Raw genomic sequence first — 16,212 nt, forward strand, 5'->3', positions numbered from 1 at the left:
CGGAGCGCTCGCGGCGTTGCCCTGCTTCCAAGCTCGCTGCTCTGCGGAAGTCAGGCACGAGAGGGTCAATCCCGACCTTGGACTATCCCTGACCATACCCGTACGCCGGTCAGTCACGGGCTCCTCGGCATGGGGCATGTCCGCCCGAACTGCTCACCGGGAGCGTTGGTAACCCACACCCGCAGCGGGCAGAATCCTTCGCTCGCAGCCTCCGGCCGATCGACACGACCGCGCGACCAGCGGCAGATCCGGACGTCCCTGGTGCCAGTCAATCGTCCGCGACGACGAGGAGCGTCAGCACTTGGCTGCCTCGGTCGCACTGTGACGTCGCTGACGCTCCCGCATGGCGGCCATGTCAGTGAGCTCAGGAGTGGTCGCGCGTTTCCAGTTCGGTGTGGGCGAGGAGGTCCACCAGTTGGCCGACCGTTCGCTGTCGCAGCAGAGCCTCTGGCAGGGGTTTGTCGACCTGGACTCCGTAGCGGTTGCGGCGGCCGTTCTTGTCCTTGACCACGTATCCGCCTTCCACCAGATCGGTGACGATGCCGAACGCTGCCCGCTCGGTGATGCCGAGCGTGGTCGCGATCTCCCGCAGCCGCACGCCCGGGTCGTGGGCGATGCACAGCAGCGCCCGCGCGTGGTTCGTCAGGAAGCCCCAAGTCGTCATGACAGAGAGCATACCGGATGTCTAGATCTAGGAATTCTATTGCTAGTATTGAAATACTAGCGTAGGTTCAGTTGTGGAACTGGTTTGCGGGTTTGCGCAAGCCGCTCCACCACAGGAAGGCACACCATGCGCTGCACGCGCGTCGCTCTCTACGACATCAAGACCGGCACTTTCGAGGAGGTAGTCAGCCAGGCCAAGTCCGGGATGGTTCCCTTGTTCAAGGACAGCAACGGCTTCGTGTCCTACGGAGTTGCCCAGGTCGACAAGGACGCTTTCGTCTCCATCAGCACCTGGGAAACCCGCGCGCAGGCTGACGCAGCCACGGCAAAGGCCGCGGACTGGGTGAAGGCCAACAGTCGGGACCGTTTCACCCTGCGCGACAACTACGTCGGTGACCTCGCCATCGACACCGGCCATCGCGAGCCGATGCCGATCACCCACTAGATCGTCCAGGTAGCGAGCCCCCCGCGCATAGCGGCGGGGCTCGCCCCGTTCCGTCTGTCCGCCGCCAAGGCGCTGCGACGTGCTGACGTCGACGTCACCCGTCATCGACCGCACCAACCACCATCTGTCCCCGCTGCTGCTCTACCAGGTCGCGACCGGGATCCTGTCCGAGGGCGACCTCGCGCCGCCCATCCGGGACGTGCTGCAGGTGCTCGGCCCGAGCACCGAGGAGTCCAAGGAGGACCGGGGAGGACCCGATCTTCCAGGGTGCGGCCGACTTCGACCTCGAGTTGATCGAGAGCCGGACGCTCGACGGCCACACCCAAGAGCTCATCTACCGGCCACCTGCATGTCTAGGTCCAATTCGGCAGAGCCGGCAGCCAGGAAAGCTCTGGCCTGACGCCGACACAGCTCGCTGCGGCGTGACTCGGCTCGTGACGCGAAATGGTGTCAAACGGCGGTGGCAGAGGGGCTAGATGGGGTGAGAAATCGGACTAGCGGAGTCTGATGTTGTCCAGCGGTGATGTTGCCATGGCTCTCATAATCCCCTGGTCGCAGGTTTCGAGTCCTATCCCCACGGAACATCGGTGGACGAGCCATCGAGGTGGCGACGCGACGTTGGATGCGATGGAGAATCAGATCAATTGATGTCCGGACCAAGGCCAACCTGGAGTGAGGTTGATGCGTCCTGAGCCGTAGGAGGCTCGCTTGAGTGGTGTCCAACGGACTCGTTCGCTAGGGACTCAGTGTCGAGTAGACGACTCAAGCGTTCGTGGCTTCGAAGCTGGCTGTAGGCCGCTGGTTGGGGCCGCGGACCAAGTGTCTCGTCGCCATTGACTTGGTATCGCTCGCGGTACGCGGCGAGCTCTCGAACGAGGCCTTTGTGTGCCTGGTGATTCGTTGGCGTTGGCAAGAGTTGGTACCAAGGTGGTTCCTCGTGGATGACTTGGTCTGAGAGCCAGTCGGCGCGTTGGGTCATGAGGGACTCGATTTCGCGGAGGGGGGCGATGAACTGGGGGTCGGTGACGTTGGTTGCTGCGGTGACTAGGCCGGCGATCAAGGTGGGCGGCGAGGAGCTTCGGCGTTCGGCTCTGGTCACTAGTCGTTCGACGCGAGAGTGCAGGACGGCGCCGATGTCGGTGGCGTTGTTGAGGGAGGACTGGTCGATGGCGCGGTGCAGTGTTCCGGTGCCGTCCAGGCCGAGCGTCTCGGCGCGCCTCAAGGCTGCGAGAAGGGGGCCGTAGGCCGCGGATGCCTTGACTGCGGCTTGGTCGGGTGGGTCTAGCGAACTGGACTCGAGGGCAGCTTGGTACTGGTTGCCGGTGGCGATCTGGCACAGGTATTCGTGGAGTGGGATCAGGCAATCGAGGCGGGTTGCGTTGTCGAGTTCGGTGCGCATAACTTCGTGGGCTGAGCGCTCGATGCCTTCTTGGTCGAGGACGGCTTCGAGGACATCCTGCATGGTCTGATCGGTCGTGGGTTCGTGCATGTCCTGGTCGGGTTTGTGGGTTACGACGTAGGCGTGGTTGGCGGTGCGGCCGCGGGTCATGCCGACGTAGAGGAGTGCGCGGGTGAGGCGGTCGGTGACGATGAGGTGTGCTGTGTCGACGGTTTGGCCTTGGGCTCGGTGGGCTGTGGTCGCGTAGCCGAGTTCGACGCTTTGGCGGACGTAGTCGGACGGGAGCGTGACTGTCTCGTCGTTGGCTCCCTGGACTGTGAGGGAGCCGTCGTGCCAGCGGCGGATCACGCTCCAGGTGGCTCCGTTGCGAACGAAGTTGCGGTGATTCGTGAGGAGGCGCCTGGCGTTGAGGCGGGTAACGATAGTGTCGCCGAGGCCGGCGCTGGTGCCGTCATGGAGGTCCACGCCGTCAGGCTCGACCTCACCGGTCTGGACGCGGTCTAGGTGTGCGCGGGCGTTGAGGCGGGCGACGGTTGCGTTGTCTGCGGCGATGAGCAGGCTGGTGCGGCCGATTGCTAGGTCCGCTTGCCATGCGGCGTACGCCGTGACGTCGGTGTCCTCGGCCGGGCCGTGGTGAAGTCGATCGTGGTTGTCGTAGACATCGAGGACTTCGAGGTTACCTGCGCGCAGGTCGAGGCTGGCCTGGCGCTCCCAGGTGTTCTGGAAACGCCAGATCTCGGTGAGCTGTGCTGCGTGGGTTTCGTTGACGAGGAGGCGGAACGCGCCTCCTGTGTCGACGGCGCCGAGTTGGCTGTCGTCGCCGACGAGGAGGAGCTTGGCGCCGGCTTTGTCTGCCTCACGGGCTAGGCTGGCGAGCTCCATGGTGCCCACCATGGAGGCTTCATCGACGATCACCAGCTGGTTGCTCCGTAGGCGCCAGCTGTCGTGTTCGGTTCGTGCTGCAGCCGCAGTTGCGTACAGGCGTTGGGCCCGTCGACGGCGGCCAGCGGTGAGGGCCAATTGTGCTGCCTTCTCGTTCTCGGCGATCCATGTCCGTCGTTGCTCGGCGCCAATGCCGATCGATTCGTGGATCCACTTTGCGACATTGTCCGCGGAAAGGTCGAGACTGTCGGCCAGTACCTCGGCGGCGGCAGCGGAAGGGGCGAGTGCGACGACGGACCCTTCGCCGAACTCGGCATTCCAAGCTGTCTTGAGCTCCGCAAGGAGCCGTGTCTTGCCGGTGCCCGCTGGCCCGACAACAGCCTCGATTCGCTGTCCGCTGCTGGCTACCCGATGCAGCACTTCAGCCTTGTCCTCACCAAGGGCTTCGGACGTTTGGTAGCCGGACAGGACAGGCCCGTTGACGGTCGCGGCAAGGTCAAGGAGGACGGATTCGGCACCCAGAACTGCCGGAGACGTGTAGATCTGGCCGTTGTGCACCGTGTAGACGCTCTCGCCGTCGCGGCGTTGGATCGGGAGAGGCACGAGTTCCGGGGCGCTGAGGCTGATCGAGTGCCGCTCGGCAGACTTCGCGATGGACGACAGGAGATTGAGCCGAGCATCGGTGTCTTTCATGCGGAGGAGCCGAGTCTGTCGTGCGGCTTCAGCGAGGATGTTCCACCGCGTCCAGGTCGAGCGCTTCAGCTGTAGGGCGAGCACCACCGCTGCGCCGTACGCATCAATGGTGCCGCTCTCAATGTCTGCCTCCACTAGAAGTCGTCGGTCGTGGCGGTAGAGCGCGTCAGAGATGAGCGATGCCACGGGTCCTGGGATCACCTGCTCGGCTCGTTTCGACCAGTCGTGCATGAGATCGGCGAGCGGTCTGGCCGCGTGCTTGGCCGGTCGATTCATGAGGGTCGCCTGCTGGCGCAGGATGTACATCTCGCTGCGCCCCGGTAGTGGTCCGTCCGCGGCGCGCTCCACCAACAGGGCTGCGAGGTTCGTCTCGATCTGTTCGGTTCGCGAGGAGAACTCGCGGATGAGCTCGTCAGGAATGCCCTCGATCTCGAAGGCAGGATTGCGGCGCGGCCCGCGGTCTCGAAGCTCCCACTGTGTCCCAAGACGGCGGGTGAGCTCGTCGGCCAGCAGGACGTTGTGAATCTCAGACAGGGCGACCGCAGCGCCGAAGAGCACCCTGCCGTCGAGGGTTCGCCAGCGGCCATCTATGCCTTGGACGCGATTGGCGATCACCAGATGGGTATGAAGTTGCGGGTCGCCACCTCGTGAGTCCCAGTGGTCGAAGGCGGTTGCGATGACTCCCTGCGTGTCGATTTGCGCGACGCCAGCTTCGCCAGTCCTGGTGAACGCCGCATGCCTCTCGATCAGGCCAATGACTTCGTCGATTGCCCGGTAATGCGCCGCTGCGATCTGCTCCTGTACGCCGACATCGGCTGTTGCCCACAGCGCCGATACCGACTTCACGGGGGAGAAGGTGATGTCGAATCCAGCAACTGCCTGCTTGGTTCGGCGACGTGCTTCTTCGCTGCGGATCGTGGCGATTGCGTTCTCGCGCTCGGTCTGTCCGAGGTTCTTCTCCAGAGCGTCGACCCGCGCGGTGATGCGGGTCGACGCGCTCGGAAAGACGGGGTAAGGCCGACCAAGTGTTCGGCCGGTCAGCGGATCTTCTGCACGCCCGAACAGGGCCGTCATCTGGGCTTCGGTGACTTCCTGTCCGGCGTGCAGTTGTCCATTGCCGAGGCCAGTGAGGCCACTTCCGGCCCAGCGCCCGGCGGGATAGCCGGCTGCCGTGTAGTAGGCCGTGAGAGGTGTCGCCATCCGTCGGTCAACGTCGCCGCTCGCGACTGCCTTGAGCAGATACCTGAATCCATCGCCGGCCGTCAGCCGGTGGATGCTGAGCAAGTCCCTACTCCGCAGCGCGGCGTGTTGTCGGTGTGTGCTGTGCTTTGAGGGCGTGCTGCATGACAGCGCAGGCTCGCCTGAGCTCTGTGCGCTCGCTTCGCGCGGACTCGAGCTCGACGAGGAGTGCCGATAGCTCCGCGCGGGCGATCTCAGAGCGTCCATCCGCCTGACAACGTTCCATGGCTGAGCGGACAATCGCGATCGCTCGAAGGTGCGGATCGTCCTCGCCAACCGCGTAGCAGGTCGCCGCAGACAGACGCCTCCACTGTTTCAATCGACAGCGATCGGAGCAGAAGCGCCGATCAGAACGTGCTGCCACGAAGGGTGCTGCGCAGCACTCACACGCCCGTAGACGGCTGCCAGAAGTGCGGTCATCGCTACCTTCACCGGTCTTCACGATGGCTCAACGGGCGCCCCTGCTGTGCGCCGTTCCGGCCGTTTCGGCTGCTGAAACGCCTTGAGTGCAAGAAGTGTGACAGTGCTGCCCTATCGCCGGGGAGGAGTCGTGCCGGAGAGCGCCAGCTCGCGCCGGTCCTCCGAAGCGGCCGGCGACCCGCCTTGGGGACAGCCGTTGATCAAGCCGTGACGACCGGACGTGGACAGACCAGCCGTACGACGGTCCGCCGGGCGGCTCGGGTCACGGTCGGGATGCTCGACCGCTTGGTCGACGAGGTCGGCAGTCGGCTGGTCCATCTGCCGCCAGCGAGTTGTCCACAGATTTCAGCCAGTGAGGCCGAGAACAGCCAGGGGACCTCAACCCTGTCAGGGACGAAAGGAGTGTGTCGATGACCGATACCGAGACCACCAAGGACGACGCCCGAGCCCGGGTGATCGCGCTGGTGACGCAAGCGGAGGCCACCGTCGAGGTACTCGAGGCGAAGTCACTGCAAGGGCGCTGGGCAATGACCGCGTTCAGCCGCTACCGAGTCTGCGAGTTGCTGGGGATCGCACCGTACGGACGATACGGGGGCGAACTCAGATCTGATCCAGCCGATCTGTTCGACAGGGCCGCCCGCCTCGTCGACGAGATGGATGTGGCACTTGACGAGGTCAGTTGGCGCCTGGCGCTCGGAGACGCACTGAGATCAGCGGCAGCCGACGTGCGGATGGTCCGCGATGCGCGCGAAGTATGAAGACCTCCTCGGAGTCGCGAGACAACGAGCGGTCGAGGTCGGTCATCCCGGCGCGTATGGCGATCTCGCTGCGGGGTGGGCCATTGTGCTGAAGGTCAGCCGTCAGCACCTTGCCTGGTTGCGCGGGGGGCTCCAGATGGCCGACCTGGAAGTGGCAGGAGATGCTGCGCCGGATGCGAGGCTGGCTGCACTCGCGCGCGCTCTGGGGGCCGGGGCTGACCTACTGGCGGCTCAAGATGCGGCCACTGCAGCAGCTTTCGATGACGTCGAGCAGCTGGCGGCGGCCCGTGCTGAGGTGGCGAGCATCGCGCTGACCGCGGCGGTCGCCGTCTCGGACGCGCTGTTGAAGAAGCCGCGGGACAACGCGAACGAAGGCTTCACTGCGAACCTCCGGGACTCGATGACGGAACTCCGGGAGATCTCCGAGGGCTTCGCGCGTGGTTCGGAGGTCGGCGCGTTGCGGAGTCTGACGGCTGGATCCCCAGCGATCGCGACCGACGCGACTTCGTGGATCACGCGAGCCAGCGTTCGTTGGCAGCAGGCTCATGAGCCTACGGACGGCGCGAGCTTGCTAACTCGCGATCTCCGATCGATCACCGCGCAGGTGCGCACCGTCAGCGGGTACGCCTGGCATATCGCGGGTTGCCTTTTCCATTCGCCTGTCAGACCCGACGAGCACTCGGAGGCGCTGAAGGGGGTGCTGTTCGGCCTTCGCAGCGCTCAGGCCGGTGCACAGCGGAGCGCTCGCAGTTGGCAGCGCCGGCTGTCCGACGTCGGCGGTCAGAGTACGTTGCCCGGCGAGGTTGCATTCAAGGATCTACTCGCCGCGTTGTGCCAGCGCCTCAAGTGGAGTGGCCAGCTCGTCACGCCCAGGGAGCTCATCACTAGTCGCGAGCACTTCGCGCGCATGCTTGATGCCCTGGATGAGCTGACCTACTCCACCCATCGAGTCGCCGAGCTCCAGGAGCACGCCACGGGAGATCTGATCGCGCGAGGTCGCCTTTTCGTGCCGCTGAAGGTGTTGGTGCCGCGCGACCCGGAGTACCTCCACAAGGCTGGAGGTGCATGGAGACATCCGGTGAGGCCGTGGGCAGTCACGGCCCGGCCGGATTGCTTCGATGAGGTGACCACCACCCTTGCTTCGATCACCGAGCACCTCGCGGAAGCCTCCCTGATCACGCGAAAGCTCAGCGGAAGCGCCGATGATCTACGTCCGTATGGCGGCCAGGTCGCGGCGCGGACGCCGATGCCGTTTCCCGCGGGTGGCTCTCGCCGGCGGCGAGCTGTTACCCGCGACGATCGTTCGGCGTCGCCGCCGAGTCTGCCGATACCCGGGCGTTGAGCGTGTAACCCAGACCAGATTCGGGAGGCACAGTGGTTGAGTCGAAGGCAACCGCCGAAGAGCTGCAGCAGCGCATCGAAAACGCGATGCGTCGGCTGAAGTCCGGCGAGGATTGGCAGCGGTGGCTCAAGGCAACTGCAACGCTCCATCGGTACAGCTTCCGAAACGTCATCCTGATCATGCTCCAGAAGCCGGCCGCTACCACCGTCGCGGGATACCGCGACTGGCAGAAGCTAGATCGCCAGGTGGTGAGAGGTGAAGCCGGCATTAGGATCCTGGCACCGATCTACGTTCTTCAGAAGGATGCTGTTGGTGAGGACGGCAGGACTCCCGAAGGCGAGAGGACTTCATCGACTCCGAAGAACCAGCCGAGGAATCGACGTGTTCTCGTCGGCTTCAAGGTGACATCGGTCTTCGACATCTCGCAGACAGTGGGTGAGCCGCTCGCTCGTCCGCCGGTGCCGGAAGCTGTAATCGGTTCTGCTCCCTCTGGCCTCTGGGATGCGCTCGCCAGGGAAGTCGAAGCTGATGGATTCGAGCTGTCCGTCGGCCCTACCGGGGATCCGACTGTCGAGGGCTACACGGACCATCTGAACAGGCAGATTGTCATCGGCGACCACCTAGACGGGGTGACTGCGGTCGCCCGCTTGGCTCACGAGGTCGCCCACATGCGTATGCACTCTCCTGAGGAGGTCGCAGCGGCCGGCAGCATCATGTGCCGGGGCGCACGCGAGGTGGAGGCCGAATCGGTGGCGTACGTGCTACTCACCCGCCACGGCATGACGATGGAGGGTGCCTCATTTCCCTACATCGCGGGTTGGGCAGCCTCGGTCGATCCGAAGGCTCCGGACAAGGTTCTTCAACAGACCGGCCAGAGGGTCGTCGAGGCAGCTCAGGATCTCATCGAGTCAACCGAGTCTGACGGCACGCCAGTGAGGCCGATTCGCCGCGTCAGACGCGATCCGCTTGGCCTGGCCGTGGAGGCGGATGGCGCGAGCGCCGAACCGGTCGGCCCAGGGCTTTGAGGAGAACACGATGAGTGGAAGCGAACGCGTCGCGGCACTCCGCCGGGCCAGGCAGCGTCAGGCACGGATCGAGGCTGCAACAGGTCGAGCGATACGTGCACACGCGGCGGTGGACCGAGCAATCAAGGCACGCGAGGCGGCCGCGCAGAGGGATGACGATCGCGTTGCCAAGGCAGAGGCCAGCGCCTCGGCAGACACGGCGGAGCTCGCGCGGGTCTGCGGGTCGGCCGAGGCGGCTGCCGAGATCCTGGGCTGGAGCACTCGCGAGATACGCCGGGTGGTGAAGGCTCAATCGGAGGTCGATCACCAATCGGACGCGGATCTGCCTCCCCGTACCACGCGACGCAGGGCAAGTTCGTCGCCGCCCGATGAGGCAGGAGATCCCAATGGCCATGACTGACGATCGAGAGATGTTGTGGACCATCGACCAGGTGGCCGCATACCTCGGCGTGCCGAAGCAAACGATCTACGCCTGGCGCACTAGGAACTATGGTCCACGCGGCAGACGGGTTGGACGGTACGTGCGCTACAGGGCTGGAGACGTGTACGACTGGTTCGCGAGACCCGATGACGAGGACGAGTAGATCGCCGGGCCAGAGCCGATGACGATGTCGATGGGGTCGCGACGCACGTACGGCGTCCAATGAGTTATGTACGGCGGCACCAGCCAGCGCGTCGTACTGGTTGCCTCGGTCCACGTTCCTGGAGCAGGCACCCACCTGGATGCCCCGCTGACAAGATCGCCACCGACTGATTGGGCCACCTCGAGCGCGATCGAGCCTGGCGCGACGAAGAACTGCCAGCGTTTCGTTGCAGGTAGGAAGGCCGTCGGGCACGCGGTCTTCAGCAGATGGTGGAGAGGTGCCCCTATCGCCGCCGGCACCTCGAACACGTCGAATGGCTTCGTGACTAGCGCGATGCCCCAGACGCCTTGCGACCAAGCCGCATGGACTTGGTCGGCGGTGGTGATTGCCAGTGGCTGCTTGAGCATCAGATGCGGATCAACGCAGGTCCGCAGAGGACACGGGCAGCGGCCGCCGCGTGGGACCGCAAGACGGCAGACCGGCCAGCCGTGATTCACGTATTCGACTGCAGTCCGGATCTGCGTGCGGGTGCGGCGGTCAGGCACGTCGGCCGACCGCGAACAGGAGGGAACTGGAGTGGACGAGTTCGGGGTGCCGATCGGCCAGGCGAGTGCAGAGGAGCGCCGTTTCCAAAGGATCGGGATCGGTGAAGGTCGTCGGGATCGCTGAATCGGAGAAGTGCGCGTCAGCAATCATGGTGAGCCAGCCGCCGGGGCCCGTCAGCCCATGGACCGTGACGGCTGAGGCGACCTGTGCGAGCTCACCGCGGAGCTGGGCAACGGAGTGATAGCACGTCTCAGCCATGCGCTCGTTCGCCTCGCTGTAGCCAGTCTCCAGAATCTCCTCCACGACGGAGAGCCGCTGAGTAAGCGTGTTGGCGAGAGTCGAGCCAATCAGGTTCGCGGCGCGGTTGATGGCGACGACTGCGATCAGCCCTCCGGGACGTAGCACCCGTGCGGCCTCACGCAGAGCTAGCCCTCGGTCTGATGGCTCGCGAAGGTGGTAGATCGGCCCGGCCATAAGGAGTGCGTCCACGCTCTCTGACGGCCACGGCAGACGGCGGGCGTCGCCGAGTACGGCGTTCACCCCGGTCGCGCGTGCCTCGTCGACGTGGCGCTCGATGGGGTCGAGCAGGGTTACGTCGTAACCGCGGTCTTGCAGCCACTTGGCATGAACACCCGGACCTCCGCCGACGTCGGCAACTCGCGCTGGCGCTGATGGGAGGTAGGCGCTGAGCAGATCCTGGACTCTTTGCAGCTCGAGCCGGCCCTTCAGGGTGGAGGTCAGCCGCGCCACCTCGTTGTGTTGTTGGGTGTAGTGCGCCCTAATGCGTTCCATGACCTCGACGGTCGACATTGACAGCCTTTCGAATGTTGGAGCGGCGGGCGCACGCGGAGCGGGGTCTCGCGTGCGCCCACCGGTAAGGCGGTGTCCTCGGATTCGGGGTGCAGCCGGTGGGGAGCTCCGGTAGCAGTGCGTCGAGGACACCGGTCAGGAGGAGGCGATCGTCAAAACTCGGGCGCCGGTGAGGTGTTCGAAGGCGGCTACAAAACCGCCGACATGACCGAGGCCCATGAAGTGGAACAGGTTCGGCACGACTACAGCCGTTGTATGCCCGTCCAAGGCGGAGTCGACCAGATGCCGAAGGCCGTCGAGGTCGCCTTGATCCAGTTGCTCGACGTACACGCTGGACAGCCGAAGGCCCACACGCTGAGCGAAAACCGCCAGAGCGATCTTGGCCCGGTCGAGTTCGTCGTCTGTGCCCAGGAGATCGCGGCGTAGATATCCGACTGCGGACGGCGTGGTCCTGGCAACCGGACTGTCTGCGTACGTCTCAAGCTCACTGCTCACGTGTTGCTCCACCTGGAAAGTCGTGATGCCCGGCGAAGTCAGGGCCTGGCTCAACAGTGGGCGATCGAGTAAGGACGCCAATACTCTCCGTTGGGACGTCTAGGGACTTCTTGTGTTAACCTCAGTGGGACGACTAGGGACGTCTCGAGGTGTCAGGTGGGAGAACGGGTGAACGGCATTCTTCGGCGCGCGATGTTTGGAGCGGGCCTGTCGGAAGAGGATCTGGCATCGCGGATGGAGGTCGATCCAAAGACTGTGAGGCGCTGGCTCGAGGGCCGGATGCCCTATCCACGTCATCGCGGAGTATTGGCTCGGCTGCTGGAGGTCGACGAGTATCAGCTGTGGCCCCAGCTCGAGGCTTTGGAGGCGTCGAAGTCTCGGCCGGCGGAGATCGTTGCTGTGTATCCGCGCAGGTCAGCCATCAACAGGGAGGGCTGGACTTCGCTTTTCGCCGGTGCGAAGCAAGAGATCGATGTCCTGGCCTTCGCAGCCCTGTTCCTCGCAGAGAACTTCGAGCTGGTTGATTTGATCGGTGAGCGAGCCAACGCGGGGGTTCGCGTTCGGATCGCTCTAGGGGATCCGAACGGCCTGCACATTGCCCAGCGCGGCCGGGAGGAGGGAATCGGTGTGGCTCTGGCCGCGAAGGTTCGCAACGCTCTGGTTCTGCTCCGCCCGCTGCTCGGGCGTCCGGGGGTTGAGCTGCGGCTACACGACACCGTGCTGTACAACTCGCTCTACCGAGCCGATGATCAGTTGCTCGTCAATCAGCACATCTACGGGATTCCCGCGGCCCAGGCTCCGACCTACCACCTTCGCAAGGCGTCCGGAGGAGAGATGTACGGGTTCTATCTGGACAGCTTCGGACGAATCTGGGCCGGCGCTACGCCTCCGGACAAGATGCCGTAAGACTTGCCGGAGGCCCCTGTTCCGCAGCCTTGCAGTGGACGTAACGTCGGGAGCGTGATCGATCCTGACTGGGCAATGTCTCTCGCGAGACAGATGCTCTGTGATTCGCTTCCCCGCCGCTGGGCGCACACCCAGGGCGTCGCGAGCCGGGCGCGCGGCCTGGCTTCGATTCTTGGCGAAGACGCGGCACTGATCGAGTCGGCTGCGTGGCTCCACGACATCGGGTACGCCGAGACGATCGCCCGTGTCGGCTTCCACCCCGTCGACGGTGCTCGGTACCTCCGTGGTGAGACCAATGCGGACGAGATGATCTGTCGGCTTGTTGCGTATCACACTGGCGCGGAGGTGGAGGCCGAAGTACGCGGGTTGCCTGCCACCACGTCTGAGTTTCAACCGCCACCCTGCGGCCATCTGGAAGCCCTCACCTACTGCGACATGACGGCCTCGGTCGACGGGCAGGTGGTCGATATCGAGCAACGCCTCGACGAGATTTTGGAGCGGTATCCCGCTGAGCACGTCGTCCATCGTTCGATTCAAAAGTCCGCGCCGCTTCTACGCGCGGCAACTCACAAGACGGTGGAACGGCTGCAGCGAGCTCTCTCTCTGGCTGACCGTTCAATCGAGGTGCGGTGACGTCGAGCCGTCGAGGTAGTGCTCGATTCGCTGCCGCATCGATCTGTCCATCTGCCGGTCCGCCAGGTCAGCGCGCGATACCCACTCCACCTTGGTGCTCTCGGAGCTGGTTGTTGGTGTGCCACTGACCGCGCGGGCGGTCAGGACGATGGAGAACTCTTGCCTAGCCTCGCCATTGCTCGTGTAGAAGATGATGTGCTTGGGATCTGTGTAGATGCCGACGATGCCGGTGATGGCACACTCGATGCCGGTCTCCTCGTGAGTCTCACGAATCGCGGCATCGCTCAGGGATTCTCCCAGGTCGATGGCTCCGCCGGGAATCGCCCAGTTGCCGTTGTCGGAGCGCTGGATCATGAGAATCTGGCCAGCCTCGTTCTCGATCATCACGTTGACCGATGGAACCATGCTGTTCGCGGCAGGCGCCGTCGGGTCGTCGTAGTAGTCGGTCCTCTTCGCCATCAAGCCTCCGAAATCGGAACTGCGGAATCCCAGACCCTCTCGAAACTCTCCAGGTAGATGCTCGCGAGCTCACCGCCCGCAACCTTGCGAAGGTGCCACACGGGAGCGTGCGTGGCCGGCAGGCCGTACACGTGCGTGTTGACGAGGATCTGATCGTCTGCGCGGTAGATCGAGTTGTAGAGAACGGTTCGATGCATCCTGAACTCGACATTCTTGGTGCCGCGAATGGGGCCGTAAAGAACCAGGGCGTTTCGGATCTTCGACGCAATCGCGTCGCCGACGCCCTCCTCCTCGCCGCGCTGGGCGATATGCGGATCATCGGGCTCGCCAACGAGCACGCGGACGCGAGCCCCAGCCTCGGCCTGCTTGCGAATGACCTTCAACAGGCCTGAGTCCTCCGCCAGGAACAGACCCGCGTAGACTAGGACGCCGATCTCTTGCTCACCGTTCTCGAAGAACCGCCGCCAGGCGTCGCGCGGGACCTCGGACCGGCGAGGGTGAACTGCCAATATCTCGCTCTCGGAGGCCGCGGCCACCTGCTCACGAGGCAGCGCGTCCGGCCAGAGGTAGTACTCGTCCACTCCGAGCCGGGTTGATACGGCGTACCGGTGACGTCGGTAGGGTGTGCGGCCATTGACCCATCGTTCGACGGTCTTGATGTCGACGCTGAGCTCTGCAGCGAGCGCGGTCGGAGTCAGGCCTCGCTCGAGGAGCGCCGCTCGGAGTCGTTCGTTCGCCATGCACCTAACCTAAGACATCTTGGGACGTCTTCAGCCTAAGCGGGACGTCTACGAGAAGTCTAGCCGTGCCGTGGTGACGTCCTTACTCTTCGTAGCAGCGTTGCGGTGTGGCTACGAGGAGAGCGTGATGGTGAGGCGCAGTGTGAGCGACGGACCTTCGCCGGGTACAGCGCCTTGCGCTGGCCAGTCGTCCCGCCAGGGCACGTGCCGCTCGTGAGCAGGGACGAGCGACAGCCGAATCTCTTGCTTCGTCAAGCACGTGGTGATCTGTCGCAGGCAAGCTTGGCCGAGCTGGTTAACGCGGAGATCTACCGATCAACAGGCCAGGTCGGTGCCATCACCGCGAAGTCGATCTCCGATTGGGAGCGTGGCTGGTACACGTTGCCGAGAGAGCATGTCCGATCGGCGCTGTCCAAGGTCCTCGATGTTGCAGGCCCCGAAGAACTTGGCTTTCACCGACGCCGTACTCCGCGGCAGGATCGCGCCGAGCAGCACGTCCCGCTTCCCCTGCAGGAGTCGTTGATCGCCGCCGCGACGTCGAACGAGGGGATCCCGTTCGGAACTGTTGGGTATCTCGAGATTCCTGGTGGGCAGTCGTTTCTCGGAGCGGGCATGGTCGTTCACTACTGCGCGGCCAAGGTCGGTGAGCACGGCCGAGTCACGCCGCAGTTGACCGAGGATGCCGCGACCGTACTGAACCGCCCTGACTTCCGGACGATGCTCATCGCGCAGGTACCCGACCTCGACGAGGGCGACCTCTACCTGAGCGACGGCCGAGAGTTCGCCGGCCAGCGACCTACACCGGGTCAGATCCCGGCGGCTTTCGTCCTCGACGACTTCACCGTCGGCTTGATCTGGGCAATCACGAATACCGACACGGCCATCCTGGCCGACGACGCGGCACTGGACACGTACCAGCGAGGACTCACTCGCTACGAGCAACTGACGGCCTCAGCGGCTACGACCAGCGAGGCACCGGAACTCAACAGCGTGTCCCAGCGATGGCTGGGTTCGTATTTCTGCGCCAGTCACATCTCGAGAAATCTCAGCCGACTTTCGCCGCACCCCATGTTCTGGACCAGAGAACAACGCGGTGAAGAGGCGGCCTCATGGCTCCTTTGGAGCCACAAACTCGACTACCTCCGCCACACCGCCAGGACGCTGCCCTCTGCCCGCAGAGGCTTCTGCGTTCCCGAGCACCAGCTCGAGTCGTCGCCGCGGTACGAGCGCGTCGTTCTCCTGCTCGCGATCGCGCTCATGGAGGCCTTCGGCATCACCGTCGAGGTCAACGCAGAGCCGGACCTAGCGGACGTGGAGGGCTTCGTCCTGGGCGATGCCGCGATCGTCGCGAACTTCCTCCGAGCACCCGGTCTCTGGTACGTCGAGACCAGCGCTCCACGGTCTCGACGTACGGTCTACGCCGAAGTCGATCACCGGAGCTCGTCCCGGTCGATCATCGCCCAGTCAACGTCGGCACGGCGCCTGGAAGCGATGGCCGGCTACCTTAACATTCCCTGGTCGTGGTTCCGTCGACGCTGCCGAGATCTCACCTACGCCGGCGTCGACGGCATCGCCCGCCCCCGCAGCCGCCTCTTGTCCACCGAAGGCCTCGCGACGGCGATTCGCTACGTTGCTTACCTCGACAAGACCACCTCACTCCAAGGAGACGACCTTGCGCGCAGCTGAAGTCACGATGGGCCGGTCATTCGTAGTCCACTTCGACCACGGCGAAGACTTCTATTCCGCGCTGTCCGACTTCTGCCGCGAACATGACGTAAAACAAGGCTTCATCCCGATGTTCATCGCCGGCATGCGCGAGGTCGAACTCGTCGGCACGTGCGAGCAGCTAGAGGATCCCGATGCGCCGGTATGGAGCGCGGTCCATCTGAGCAACATCGAGGCCATCGGCGCTGGGACCCTCGCATACGACGAGGAGAGCGAGACTGTGCAGCCCCATATACACGTCTCCGTGGGCCTCAAGGCACTGTCAGCCACCGCGCACACAAGCCACCTTCTCGCGGCAAGGATTCACTTCCTAACTGAGATGTACCTGGTTGAGGTGAGCCAGCCCAGGCTGACGCGTTCACGTCAGAAGGATCTCTTTGATGTTCCTCTGTTGAGGTTCTGAGGAGACGACGTTTGGTGGACTGGCCATCTCCGAGATCAGGAAGTT

Annotated in this window: 17 protein-coding genes; 9 read left to right on the plus strand and 8 right to left on the minus strand. The window is 64.3% G+C overall.

Features of this window, described 5'->3' with window-relative positions:
* Nucleotides 1–364 precede the first annotated feature (364 nt).
* Nucleotides 365–664 carry a helix-turn-helix transcriptional regulator gene (locus tag EV644_RS40025; RefSeq protein WP_132196248.1) on the minus strand — a complete coding sequence of 100 codons (300 nt, stop codon included), beginning with the start codon at nt 662–664 and terminating at the stop codon, nt 365–367.
* A 126-nt stretch (nt 665–790) separates the two neighbouring features.
* On the opposite strand from EV644_RS40025, the gene EV644_RS40030 reads away from it, so the two are divergent.
* On the plus strand, nt 791–1,108 hold the full coding sequence (locus EV644_RS40030; protein ID WP_132196250.1) for an antibiotic biosynthesis monooxygenase: 318 nt from the start codon (nt 791–793) through the stop codon (nt 1,106–1,108).
* Nucleotides 1,109–1,202: 94 nt separating this feature from the next.
* On the opposite strand, the gene EV644_RS45750 is transcribed toward EV644_RS40030, so the two are convergent.
* Together EV644_RS45750 and mobF are read right to left on the minus strand one after the other, a co-directional pair.
* On the minus strand, nt 1,203–1,442 hold the full coding sequence (locus tag EV644_RS45750) for a hypothetical protein (protein ID WP_199240294.1): 240 nt from the start codon (nt 1,440–1,442) through the stop codon (nt 1,203–1,205).
* A gap of 306 nt (nt 1,443–1,748) precedes the next feature.
* On the minus strand, nt 1,749–5,366 hold the full coding sequence (mobF, locus tag EV644_RS40045; protein WP_158293080.1) for a MobF family relaxase: 3,618 nt from the start codon (nt 5,364–5,366) through the stop codon (nt 1,749–1,751).
* Between the two features lie 785 nt (nt 5,367–6,151).
* Between mobF and EV644_RS40050 the strand changes: the two genes are divergently transcribed.
* The 4 genes from EV644_RS40050 to EV644_RS40065 all read left to right on the plus strand — a co-directional run bounded on the left by EV644_RS40050 (nt 6,152) and on the right by EV644_RS40065 (nt 9,450).
* A complete protein-coding gene (locus EV644_RS40050) occupies nt 6,152–6,499 on the plus strand; it encodes a hypothetical protein (protein ID WP_132196254.1) in 348 nt (115 codons plus the stop codon).
* Entirely contained in the window at nt 6,483–7,841 is a 1,359-nt protein-coding gene (locus EV644_RS40055) for a hypothetical protein (protein WP_132196256.1), read from the plus strand. The genes EV644_RS40050 and EV644_RS40055 overlap by 17 nt, the downstream gene beginning before the upstream one ends.
* A 32-nt stretch (nt 7,842–7,873) precedes the next feature.
* Entirely contained in the window at nt 7,874–8,866 is a 993-nt protein-coding gene (locus EV644_RS40060; RefSeq protein WP_132196258.1) for an ArdC-like ssDNA-binding domain-containing protein, read from the plus strand.
* 410 nt (nt 8,867–9,276) lie between these two features.
* On the plus strand, nt 9,277–9,450 hold the full coding sequence (locus EV644_RS40065; RefSeq protein ID WP_241999370.1) for a helix-turn-helix transcriptional regulator: 174 nt from the start codon (nt 9,277–9,279) through the stop codon (nt 9,448–9,450).
* On the opposite strand, the gene EV644_RS40070 is transcribed toward EV644_RS40065, so the two are convergent.
* The 3 genes from EV644_RS40070 to EV644_RS40080 all read right to left on the minus strand — a co-directional run bounded on the left by EV644_RS40070 (nt 9,393) and on the right by EV644_RS40080 (nt 11,301).
* Nucleotides 9,393–9,857: a hypothetical protein gene (locus EV644_RS40070; protein WP_199240302.1), complete on the minus strand. Its 465-nt coding sequence runs from the start codon at nt 9,855–9,857 to the stop codon at nt 9,393–9,395. The genes EV644_RS40065 and EV644_RS40070 overlap by 58 nt on opposite strands.
* Nucleotides 9,858–9,987: 130 nt before the next feature.
* Complete coding sequence (locus EV644_RS40075) at nt 9,988–10,788, minus strand: class I SAM-dependent methyltransferase (RefSeq protein WP_132196262.1); 801 nt, start codon at nt 10,786–10,788, stop codon at nt 9,988–9,990.
* Between the two features lie 153 nt (nt 10,789–10,941).
* On the minus strand, nt 10,942–11,301 hold the full coding sequence (locus EV644_RS40080; protein ID WP_132196264.1) for a hypothetical protein: 360 nt from the start codon (nt 11,299–11,301) through the stop codon (nt 10,942–10,944).
* A 168-nt stretch (nt 11,302–11,469) separates the two neighbouring features.
* On the opposite strand from EV644_RS40080, the gene EV644_RS40085 reads away from it, so the two are divergent.
* Complete coding sequence (locus EV644_RS40085; protein ID WP_132196266.1) at nt 11,470–12,207, plus strand: helix-turn-helix domain-containing protein; 738 nt, start codon at nt 11,470–11,472, stop codon at nt 12,205–12,207.
* A 54-nt stretch (nt 12,208–12,261) separates the two neighbouring features.
* Entirely contained in the window at nt 12,262–12,840 is a 579-nt protein-coding gene (locus tag EV644_RS40090; RefSeq protein ID WP_199240296.1) for an HD domain-containing protein, read from the plus strand.
* Here EV644_RS40090 and EV644_RS40095 read toward each other — a convergent pair.
* Together EV644_RS40095 and EV644_RS40100 are read right to left on the minus strand one after the other, a co-directional pair.
* Nucleotides 12,823–13,299, minus strand: a complete 477-nt coding sequence (locus EV644_RS40095) for an NUDIX hydrolase (RefSeq protein ID WP_132196268.1) — start codon at nt 13,297–13,299, stop codon at nt 12,823–12,825. The genes EV644_RS40090 and EV644_RS40095 overlap by 18 nt on opposite strands.
* The gene (locus tag EV644_RS40100) at nt 13,299–13,880 is read right to left on the minus strand and encodes an XRE family transcriptional regulator (protein ID WP_241999366.1); all 582 of its coding nucleotides are present in this window, start codon (nt 13,878–13,880) and stop codon (nt 13,299–13,301) included. The genes EV644_RS40095 and EV644_RS40100 overlap by 1 nt, the downstream gene beginning before the upstream one ends.
* A 441-nt stretch (nt 13,881–14,321) precedes the next feature.
* On the opposite strand from EV644_RS40100, the gene EV644_RS40105 reads away from it, so the two are divergent.
* Nucleotides 14,322–15,725, plus strand: coding sequence for an XRE family transcriptional regulator (locus EV644_RS40105; RefSeq protein ID WP_132196272.1), 1,404 nt, complete (start codon nt 14,322–14,324; stop codon nt 15,723–15,725).
* Nucleotides 15,712–16,167 (plus strand): PPC domain-containing DNA-binding protein, encoded by a 456-nt coding sequence (locus tag EV644_RS40110; protein WP_132196274.1) that lies wholly within the window; start codon nt 15,712–15,714, stop codon nt 16,165–16,167. Before EV644_RS40105 ends, EV644_RS40110 begins: the two co-directional genes overlap by 14 nt.
* Nucleotides 16,168–16,212 lie beyond the last annotated feature (45 nt).

The sequence above is a fragment of the Kribbella orskensis genome, assembly GCF_004342085.1.
Lineage (GTDB): Bacteria > Actinomycetota > Actinomycetes > Propionibacteriales > Kribbellaceae > Kribbella > Kribbella orskensis.

Bases quoted from the DNA above. Each gene is read 5' to 3' on its own strand.
- EV644_RS40065 (WP_241999370.1), top strand. From the start codon at position 9,277: ATGTTGTGGACCATCGACCAGGTGGCCGCATACCTCGGCGTGCCGAAG.
- EV644_RS40075 (WP_132196262.1), bottom strand. From the start codon at position 10,788: ATGGAACGCATTAGGGCGCACTACACCCAACAACACAACGAGGTGGCG.
- EV644_RS40030 (WP_132196250.1), top strand. From the start codon at position 791: ATGCGCTGCACGCGCGTCGCTCTCTACGACATCAAGACCGGCACTTTC.
- EV644_RS40055 (WP_132196256.1), top strand. From the start codon at position 6,483: ATGCGCGCGAAGTATGAAGACCTCCTCGGAGTCGCGAGACAACGAGCG.
- EV644_RS40025 (WP_132196248.1), bottom strand. From the start codon at position 664: ATGACGACTTGGGGCTTCCTGACGAACCACGCGCGGGCGCTGCTGTGC.
- EV644_RS40095 (WP_132196268.1), bottom strand. From the start codon at position 13,299: ATGGCGAAGAGGACCGACTACTACGACGACCCGACGGCGCCTGCCGCG.
- EV644_RS40070 (WP_199240302.1), bottom strand. From the start codon at position 9,857: ATGCTCAAGCAGCCACTGGCAATCACCACCGCCGACCAAGTCCATGCG.
- EV644_RS45750 (WP_199240294.1), bottom strand. From the start codon at position 1,442: ATGAGCTCTTGGGTGTGGCCGTCGAGCGTCCGGCTCTCGATCAACTCG.
- EV644_RS40050 (WP_132196254.1), top strand. From the start codon at position 6,152: ATGACCGATACCGAGACCACCAAGGACGACGCCCGAGCCCGGGTGATC.